The organism is Staphylococcus sp. CWZ226, assembly GCF_018986355.1.
GTDB classification, from domain to species: Bacteria; Bacillota; Bacilli; order Staphylococcales; family Staphylococcaceae; genus Staphylococcus; species Staphylococcus simulans.
Genome location: NZ_JAHMSB010000007.1, coordinates 129,113 through 135,602, shown reverse-complemented (window position 1 = coordinate 135,602; position 6,490 = coordinate 129,113). Strand labels below are relative to the sequence as shown.

Annotated in this window: 7 protein-coding genes and 1 riboswitch; of the genes, 2 read left to right on the top strand and 5 right to left on the bottom strand. The window is 37.3% G+C overall.

What is annotated here, in order from left to right:
* Positions 1-141: 141 nt before the first annotated feature.
* Positions 142-1,317 carry a glycerate kinase gene (locus tag KRR19_RS07670; protein WP_002480112.1) on the bottom strand — a complete coding sequence of 392 codons (1,176 nt, stop codon included), beginning with the start codon at positions 1,315-1,317 and terminating at the stop codon, positions 142-144.
* Positions 1,318-1,447: 130 nt separating this feature from the next.
* On the opposite strand from KRR19_RS07670, the gene KRR19_RS07665 reads away from it, so the two are divergent.
* Entirely contained in the window at positions 1,448-1,873 is a 426-nt protein-coding gene (locus KRR19_RS07665) for a pyridoxamine 5'-phosphate oxidase family protein (RefSeq protein ID WP_023014741.1), read from the top strand.
* A gap of 83 nt (positions 1,874-1,956) precedes the next feature.
* On the opposite strand, the gene KRR19_RS07660 is transcribed toward KRR19_RS07665, so the two are convergent.
* The 4 genes from KRR19_RS07660 to KRR19_RS07645 all read right to left on the bottom strand — a co-directional run bounded on the left by KRR19_RS07660 (position 1,957) and on the right by KRR19_RS07645 (position 5,345).
* Positions 1,957-2,820 carry a phytoene/squalene synthase family protein gene (locus tag KRR19_RS07660; protein WP_002480114.1) on the bottom strand — a complete coding sequence of 288 codons (864 nt, stop codon included), beginning with the start codon at positions 2,818-2,820 and terminating at the stop codon, positions 1,957-1,959.
* A gap of 198 nt (positions 2,821-3,018) precedes the next feature.
* Positions 3,019-3,396 (bottom strand): YbgA family protein, encoded by a 378-nt coding sequence (locus KRR19_RS07655; protein WP_372510742.1) that lies wholly within the window; start codon positions 3,394-3,396, stop codon positions 3,019-3,021.
* Between the two features lie 40 nt (positions 3,397-3,436).
* Positions 3,437-4,852, bottom strand: coding sequence for a YfcC family protein (locus KRR19_RS07650; RefSeq protein WP_002480116.1), 1,416 nt, complete (start codon positions 4,850-4,852; stop codon positions 3,437-3,439).
* Between the two features lie 178 nt (positions 4,853-5,030).
* Complete coding sequence (locus tag KRR19_RS07645; RefSeq protein WP_002480117.1) at positions 5,031-5,345, bottom strand: hypothetical protein; 315 nt, start codon at positions 5,343-5,345, stop codon at positions 5,031-5,033.
* 150 nt (positions 5,346-5,495) lie between these two features.
* Positions 5,496-5,597: riboswitch (TPP riboswitch) on the top strand.
* Positions 5,598-5,712: 115 nt separating this feature from the next.
* Between KRR19_RS07645 and KRR19_RS07640 the strand changes: the two genes are divergently transcribed.
* Positions 5,713-6,465, top strand: a complete 753-nt coding sequence (locus tag KRR19_RS07640) for a 3-oxoacyl-ACP reductase (protein ID WP_002480118.1) — start codon at positions 5,713-5,715, stop codon at positions 6,463-6,465.
* Positions 6,466-6,490: the final 25 nt, after the last annotated feature.

Genomic DNA, 6,490 nt, shown 5'->3' with positions numbered 1-6,490 from the left:
GCTTACATAAGAGTCCGTGAGGACTTCTATTATAAAGATTTTTATACATATTTTCGAAAATTTCATAAAAAAAATAAACTACCGTTACACTTTTTCAAGTTATAACGGTAGTTTGTCTACGGTCTGAGAACGTCTAACTATTTAGACGTTCTTCCCTAATTCTAATCTATGTGCCGCATCTTGTGCGAGTGCTTTTAAATAACGAAATGGATGTGCAAGTGCTTCTGCTTTACTGATTGAAGCATGGTCGTTTGGTGGTCTGTCATCTAGGCCAGTCACACTGAAGACGTGATCAATCCCATGTGTTTTAACAGCTTCATAGCCTTCTCCAGTTACGCCGCATAACGCAATAACAGGTATGTTAAATTGTTGAGCTGTTTTCGCAACACCAATCGGCGTTTTCCCATAAATTGTCTGTCGATCGATTTTACCTTCACCGGTAATACAAATATCAGCATCTTTCAGACGTGCTTTTAACTGTGTTTCATGTAAAACAATATCGATACCTCGAGAAAGTTCTGCATCTAAAAAAGCAACTAACGCAATACCTGTACCACCTGCAGCCCCCGCACCTGGTACATTTGAATAATCATGTTGAAAAGTTTCTGTTAACACATGATTATAATGTGTTAAAGCTTGTTCGAGTTGTTCAATATCTTTTGGTGAAGCGCCTTTTTGTTTAGCGTACGTATGAGTAGCACCTGTGGGTCCAAGTAATGGGTTATCAACATCACAGACTACTTCAAAAGTTACGTTTTTCAGCCGTTTGTCTAAATTAGAAATATTAATTTGCGCAAGGTTGATTAGAGCGGCACCACCTTCAGGTAAGTTGTCACCTTTCTCATCAAGGAATTTTACGCCAAGTGCTTTCATCATACCTGTTCCGCCATCATTGGTCGCACTTCCGCCAATACCGAGGATAATTTTTTGTGCACCTTGATTTAGTGCGCTTAAAATCAATTGCCCTGTACCGTATGTAGAAGTCACAAGCGGATTACGATGTTTGAGTTCGATTGCTTCTAAACTAGAAGCTTCTGCGAGTTCAATAATAGCCGTTTTACTTTGTTCAACATATGAATATTGTGCATCAATAATTCGGCCTAAAGCGTCTGTCGCTTTTACAGGTTTCATGGTTCCGCCTAAGGCATCATGGAGCGACTGCATCGTCCCTTCACCGCCATCAGCCATCGGTACTTTGTCATAGATGACCGTTTCAGGCAAGACTTCCTGTAGTCCTAATTCTATGGCTTGTGCCGCTTCAGCCGCTGTTAAAGTTTCTTTAAATGAATCTGGTGCAATCACAATTTTTCGTACCATCCCATGATGCCTCCTTCTTTTTTCATCTTCATTATAGCGACATTTACAATATGCATAAAGGATGAGTTATACCTGACACAACTTTTATTGCCAACGCATACGGGTAAATATAAAAAAAGAGGTGAATACTATGGATAGACAAGTTGTCTTAAAAAAGATTAAAGATATTATGAAAGCATCACGTATTGGTGTACTTTCAACTTCCTATGACAATAAGCCAGATAGCCGATATATGATTTTCTATGACCAAGAATTTGATTTATATACGAAAACTAGTACAGACTCAGTAAAGATTGAAGAAATCGAACAAAATCCTGTTGCGCATATTTTATTAGGCTATGATGATACGAAAAACCATAGTTTCTTAGAAATCTATGCAGACTTAGAAGTCACTGAAGATCCAGATGTATTAGATTGGATTTGGGACGAACAAGATAAATCGTTCTTTGATTCTAAAGAAGACCCTAAACTTTGTGTCATTAGAGCTATTCCAAGATCTATTAAATTAATGAATAGCGATTCAGAAGATGGACCGCAATATGTAGAATTTAATTAAGCTATAAACATGACAAAACCAGCATGCCTGTTTGAAACATCACATGCTGGTTTTGTTTATAGTTTATTGTTTTAAGTTTAAAGTTATTTGTATGATTTCATGACACGACGGTAAATTTGACCTTTTTTCAAGCGACTGACATATGCACGTTGGTGCAATGAATAATTCTTTTTACGTACAACTTCAAGGATTTCACGATACGCTTGAGCTGCAACTTCAATAATGGGGCGTGCATCTTCGTGGAAGTAATCTAAATGACTTAATGCATTATGATACATAGCATCCGCATCTTTGGCGTAACTTTCCCACAAATCAATATAGTTTTGCGTCACACCCTTTTCATATACCGCTTTTAAATCAACATTATATTCTTTTAAGCGATTTGCGCTTAAATAGATACGGTTGTTTTCAAAGTCTTCACCGACATCACGTAAAATATTTGTGATTTGTAGGGCTTTACCGAGTTCAATCCCCACTTTATCTGCTGTCTCATAATATTGTTCATAAGCAAGTACAGGTGTCAGTAATTCACCAATCGTACCTGCCACGCCGTAACAATAGGCATCTAGCTCTTCATCTGTTTCTAATGCTGTCATAGTCAAATCGCTTTCCACGTAATCCATTAATGTTTTAAAGGCATGTAATGGAACAGGATAAGATTTTAGTGTATGACGAAACGCGCGCATCACAGATGCGTTACTATTAAAGTTCACATTTTCAGAATCTCCATCGTAGATGTGTTCTAAATCTTCACGAATCGCATCTAAGCGTTTTGGATCTTCATATTCATCTATACTGTCATCTATCATACGACATACTGCATAAATCGCCCAAACTGCTTTACGCTCTTGTTCAGGCAGACTATTAAACGCATAAGAGAAGGTCTTTGAGTACTCTTCCATTATCTTTCTGCAGTATTCGTAATCATCATTTATTAATTGTTCCATAACATTTCACACCTTGCTGTCATTATTCCTACTAGAGTCAATTACCCTCTATTTGAAATTTTAATAATAAGTTAAGTTATTCAGTTAACCAAATCTGATTTAATTTGAAACTTGTGTTACATGTTAAGCGAAAATCAGATAAAAGTCATTTAATAACCTACCACTTTCCTCAAATTTTTTAATACTTCTGATTTTCTGTCATGCATTCTTCAAAATTGAAGAATTTAATAAGTACTTACTTTGATATTTAGTCGCAAGTGTATAGATAAATGACAAGAGTTCATCAGATGTTGTTTTCTCTGATTCGAAGTCCGCTTTCAATGTTTGGTGTCGATTTTTTTCAGTATCATCCGCTTCTTTCTTAAAATAGCCCCACATATGATCAAACGTATTGATGACGGCACCTTTAGACGGAGGGAGGGCTAATGCTTCATCAATCAAGCGTTGTAATACCTCACCTTCTACATTATCTTTCATGACTGATCTGATTTGGTTATAGTGTGCTTGGCTATGCCACATGACTTCATATTTATATTCACGCCATAATTTCTCTTTCTCGTGTTGATTCAAGGACACTTCCTCCTCATGTTTTAACTTTGAACAGAGTTAGTATTCCCTAATAGCCGACAAGCAATGCGATGGACATGGCAATCGCACAAATAATAACCCACAGCAGAATCAATTTCCAAGCGAATTTCAACCACTGTACGTATGAAATTTTCGCAACTGCGAGTGCACCCATTAAAATGGCAGAAGTCGGAAACAGCACATTGCTGATGGAATCACCATATTGGAAAGCAAGCACTGTAAGTTGACGATTAATATCTAGCAAGTCTGAAATCGGCACCATCAAAGGCATTGTAGTCAAGGCTTGTCCTGAACCAGATGGAATGAAGAAGTTAAGGAAAAACTGGAAGATAAACATCACAATAATCACAATAGACGATGGGACATCATTGAGTAGTGTAGTCATTCCATGAATAATAGAATCAATAATTTTACCTTGTTCTAAAATAACGACAATGCCTTTCGCAAAACCAACAATCATTGCGCCAAATAAAATGTCTTTCATTCCTTCAATAAAAGCATCAAAGGTACCATTCATACCTAAGTCACTGACAAACCCTGCAAGCAAACCTGCTAAAACAAAGTTTGCGCTCATTTGATTAAAAGACCATTCATAACGAAAGATACCATAGACGTTAAACACAATAGTTAACGCAATAATACTTAATGCGAAGGCCTGACGTTTGGTAAAGCGTTCATATTCTATAGCTTTATGACTTTGACCTTCTTCTTGTTCTAAAGCATAAACGACACTTTTCTTTGGATTACGTTTCACTTTTCTAGCATAAAACATTACCGACCCGATTGCTGCGGCTAGAATGAATATATAAATGATGGAACGTAACCCCCAACCTGAGAACATAGGAAGTTCAGCAACGGTTTGCGCAACACCGACTGTAAATGGATTCAACATACCTCCAATAAATCCACTTGCAGCACCTAAAATCACCATCGCGGCTCCTGTCATCGCATCATAACCTAGGGTTCTCGCAATGATTACACCGATCGGCACAAAGATAATGGTTTCTTCTGCTAAACCAATTGAAAAGCCTAAAATAGAGAACACAATCATAGTTAATGGAATCATTAAGATGCGCGAAGAACCTAATGTTTTAATCGCTTGGTTAATCCCATTTTCAAATGCGCCTGTTCTATGTACAATACCGAAGGCACCACCGACTAAAAAGATATAAAAGACAATTTCTCCTCCTGTCAGTAAACCTTCAGGTACTGCACGGAATAAATCTAAAAATGACACCCCGTGTTGTTCAATACTATGATATGAACCTGGGACTACTAACGTTTGTCCCCCTTTATCTACGCGTTTATATTCCCCTGCTGGAATAATATACGTCAAGACGCAAGCAATGGCGATAATCATCATTAACAATGCATACGTATGAGGTGTTTTTAACTGGAATTTTGAAGATGAATCTTTTGAATTTTCCTTTGTATTTTCTGTCATACACATTCCTCTTTCCTACTATTAATTATCTGAATTTTCTTATTTTATATAGTATAGCCTATTTCTGAATCATTAGTCGGGAAAATTTAGTATCGTTGTGTATTTGAAGTAAATAGAAACGTAATGAAAAAGCTGACCGGTTATACTTTCGGTCAGCTTTCAATTCATCATGATTCAATTATGAAGAAGGTTTATCTTCTTCGTGTGGTGCATTCGCGGCTGCTTTTGCTTCAACACGTTGTGCTTCTTCTTCAGCTGTTACTTCTCGATGTTCTTGTTGTTGTTCAAGTGCTTTAACATCTTGTGGTTGTTGATTTTCAGTTTCTTGAGTTTTAGCCGCTTGTTCTTCTTTAGCTTTCGCTTCTTGTTGTTTTTGTGCTTCCCATCTAGCTTCTTTTTCTTGTTTTTTCAATTTACGTTTCTTTTCTTCACGCACAGAGAAGACAATGAAAATAATGGCTAATAAAGGGAATGACATACCTAACCAGAACATATAACTCACTCCAATTCTGTAGGGAGACCCTGTTATTTGTATTCTTGTTTATCATAACATGTATGCTGTTATTTTTTCACTAAATCCTTTCTCATTGCCCTTCCTTGACTTACTTCTAGAAAGTCGATAGATTAAGGTTAATGACAAATATAAATGCACTAGGGGCGTTTTATAACTGAGATGAAGCATGGCTTCAGACCCTTTGAACCTGATCTAGCTGAAACTAGCGTAGGAAAGTGTGAGTACATAACTAAGAAAGTATGGCTAAGAATGTCTGAGTCTATACTTTCAACTCGCTCTGATACGCACAGCTCTAGATAGGTTGTGTGTTTTTTTATGTCTTAATTTAACTAAAGGGGCGATTTAAATGGCAAGAACAATTTTAGTAACAGGCGGCGGACGTGGCTTAGGTGCTGTAATCAGCCGTACATTAGGCGAACAAGGTTTTAACGTTATTATTAACTACAACCAAAGTAAGGAAGCTGCCGAAGCATTGGCTCAAGAAATTGATAATAACCGTGCTGTCGCAATTCAAGCAGACGTTACTGACCGTGATGCAGTAGAACGTTTAGTCAAAGAAGGAACAGAAACATTCGGTCGTATTGATGGTGTAGTGAACAACGCATTGATCGGTTTCAAATTTGATCCGACAACACAAAAATCATTTAAAGATATGGACTGGTCAGATTATCAAAATCAAATCGATGGCACATTAAAAGCTGCATTCAACGTTGTACAAAGTGTGGTACCTCAATTTATTGAAAATCAACGTGGCAGTGTTGTATCTATCGGCACAAATTTATACCAAAATCCTGTTGTTCCTTATCATGAATATACAACAGCGAAAGCTGCATTAATTGGTTTCACACGTAACATTGCAGCAGAGCTTGGCCAATATGGTATTAATGCGAATGTTGTTTCAGGCGGATTACTTAAAACAACGGACGCTAGCTCAGTTACTACACCTGAAGTCTTTGACTTGATTGCGCAAAGTACACCACTACGTAAGGTGACAACACCGCAAGATGTCGCAAACATGGTGGCTTATCTTGTTTCAGAACAAGCAGACGGTATTACAGGCCAAAACATCACTGTTGACGGCGGATTAACAATGAACTAAGTAACAATATTAAACACGAGGTGAA